This window comes from Anaerofustis stercorihominis (genome assembly GCF_005844425.1).
In the GTDB taxonomy this organism is placed as follows: Bacteria; Bacillota; Clostridia; order Eubacteriales; family Anaerofustaceae; genus Anaerofustis; species Anaerofustis butyriciformans.
Genome location: NZ_SPHL01000075.1, coordinates 1 through 2,292, shown reverse-complemented (window position 1 = coordinate 2,292; position 2,292 = coordinate 1). Strand labels below are relative to the sequence as shown.

Sequence of the window (2,292 nt, the reverse complement as noted above, 5' to 3'; positions counted from 1 at the left end):
ATTTTGAAGGTGAAATAAAAAAATTATCAAGTATAAATAAAGAAAAAATAGATATTGATGAAATAAAAAAAATTATAAGTGTAAATATACAAGATGAAATTTTCAAATTGACTGATGCACTAAGAGATAAAAATTCAGATTATGCTTTTAAACTTTTGCATAATTTAAAATATAATGATGTAAAATTTATGCAGATACTTGGTGTTGTTGTAAGAAATTTTGAAAATATGTATATATGTAAACAGTATATAAAAAAAGGTAAAACGGAAAATGATATAGTAAAAGATTATTCTCTCCATCCATATGCAGTTAAAATGGCAAACATTTCTTCAAAGAAATATTCTTTGAATGAAATCCATGTTTTTCTTGACTTATGTTTAGACTTGGATTATAAAATAAAAATAGGAGAGATAAGTGAAAAAGATGCCGGAATTATATTGGTAGAAAAGATATCTAATAGATAGGGGGTATAAAAGATGTATAAAGTATCACTTCATAATCATACGAATTTAAGTGACGGTAAAGATGAAATGGAAACATTAATTATTGAAGCAATAAACAGGGGTTTTACTCATTTTGGTATTACCGACCATGTTTGTACTTATAATTATGAAAATCATTCTTTAAAACCTGAAAAATACAATGAATATGTTGATAAAATCAATGAATATAAAGAAAAATATAAAGATAAAATCGAAATATTTGCCGGAATCGAAAGTGAAAGATATGGTAAAAGCGGATATTTAATGAGTGATATTTCTGGTATTAGAGATAGACTAGATTATGTTGTAGGTTCTGTTCATTTAACCAATGCAAACGGGATTATGGAACCTGTTGATGAGTTATGTTCTACTTTTAGAAAATCATTAAAGAGAAGTTACGATAATGATGCAAGAAAATTTGTAATGGATTATTATGAGAATTATTATAACAATTTATGTGAATTAAAACCTGAAGTTGCAGGGCATATTGATTTAATAAAGAAGAATAATATAGACGGAATATTCTTTGATGAAGAAAGTAAATGGTATAAAGATTTAGTGTCAGATGTTCTTGATAAAATAAAAGAAATTGATGCTGTTTTAGAATTAAATACCGGAGGGGGATATAAACATGGGGTAAGAAGTTTGTATCCATCAAATGAAATTATCAAAATGGCAAATGATAAAGGAATTAAATTTACTATGTCATCTGATACTCATAATTTGGAAATGCTTGATCTTCTTTATAATCTTGGAATAAGCAGATTAAAAGCTGCCGGCGTAAAAAAATTATATACTTTTTCTAATAAAGAGAAAGGATTTATTTCTTTTGAAATATAAAAAGGACTTTTTAAAAGTCCTTTTTTAAGTTAATTTTTTTGTGTATATAAAATATGTTTGAGGTTCTTTTTTGAAATAAATATTTTTTGAACTTTCTCTTTTGAATCCATTATGTTCATAAAAACCATAATCACATGTTGTGTCAGTAAAAAGATAAAATTTATCTGCATTATTTTCTTTCATATAATTATAAAAAGAATTTAATAATTTAGAACCTAAACCTCTTCCTTTTATGTTCCTGTTTAAAGCAAAAAGAATAAGTTCTCCATCTGTGTCTGTACTTAAACTATTTAAAAGTTCATTGTTTACTTTTGCTGTTTCTTTTTCTGATTTTAAAGCTTTTATGCCATCTTTAAGAAGTATAGTTTTTAAACAGTGTAGTATTAATTTTATTATGTATATGATGTTGTTTTTTAATTTATAATGTTTATTTATTCTTCCAAGAATTATTCCTACGACTTTCTCTTTATAGACTGCAACGTTTGAAAATGATTGGCGATAAAGAAGTTCATACATAAAAATTGAACTAATTTCATTTGCCACTCTTTCATTTTCTCCATAGTCTTTTTTTATCCATGTATCGTAAAGTAAGTTTTTTATCTGAGGTAAATCTTCATCCTTTAGATTTCTAATTGTAATTTCTTTTTGTTTCATATATCCTCCTGTTAGCATTATAGCATAAAAAAATATTATAAAAAAGATATCTCAAGGCTTTACAAAAATAGTCAATAATATATACTTTTATTAGATATGTATTAGAAGTAATAAATGATTAATGAAAAATTTTATGAGCTTGAAAAAGAAAAACAAGATAAAATAATAAATGCTGCTATTGAAGTATTTGCAAAAAATGATTATAAAAATGTCGTTACAGAAGAAATTACTTATAAGGCAGGAATATCAAAAGGTTTGCTTTTTTATTATTTTAAAAATAAAAAAATCTGTATTTATTTTTAATAGATAATATAAT

Annotated in this window: 3 protein-coding genes and 1 pseudogene; 3 read left to right on the top strand and 1 reads right to left on the bottom strand. The window is 24.3% G+C overall.

Annotated elements, in window-relative coordinates:
• Both holA and FGQ49_RS10185 read left to right on the top strand, forming a co-directional pair.
• The coding region (gene holA / locus FGQ49_RS10490; protein WP_171020692.1) for a DNA polymerase III subunit delta at positions 1-464 on the top strand (464 nt) is incomplete at its 5' end.
• Between the two features lie 12 nt (positions 465-476).
• A complete protein-coding gene (locus FGQ49_RS10185; protein ID WP_138269756.1) occupies positions 477-1,322 on the top strand; it encodes a histidinol-phosphatase HisJ family protein in 846 nt (281 codons plus the stop codon).
• Positions 1,323-1,346: 24 nt separating this feature from the next.
• Here FGQ49_RS10185 and FGQ49_RS10180 read toward each other — a convergent pair whose 3' ends face one another.
• On the bottom strand, positions 1,347-1,976 hold the full coding sequence (locus FGQ49_RS10180; RefSeq protein WP_171020691.1) for a GNAT family N-acetyltransferase: 630 nt from the start codon (positions 1,974-1,976) through the stop codon (positions 1,347-1,349).
• A 117-nt stretch (positions 1,977-2,093) separates the two neighbouring features.
• On the opposite strand from FGQ49_RS10180, the pseudogene FGQ49_RS10175 reads away from it, so the two are divergent.
• A pseudogene (locus tag FGQ49_RS10175) lies at positions 2,094-2,292 on the top strand (TetR/AcrR family transcriptional regulator); the annotation flags it as partial.

Excerpts from the sequence above, each read along its gene's own strand:
- FGQ49_RS10185 (WP_138269756.1), top strand. The coding sequence starts at position 477 with ATGTATAAAGTATCACTTCATAATCATACGAATTTAAGTGACGGTAAA.
- FGQ49_RS10180 (WP_171020691.1), bottom strand. The coding sequence starts at position 1,976 with ATGAAACAAAAAGAAATTACAATTAGAAATCTAAAGGATGAAGATTTA.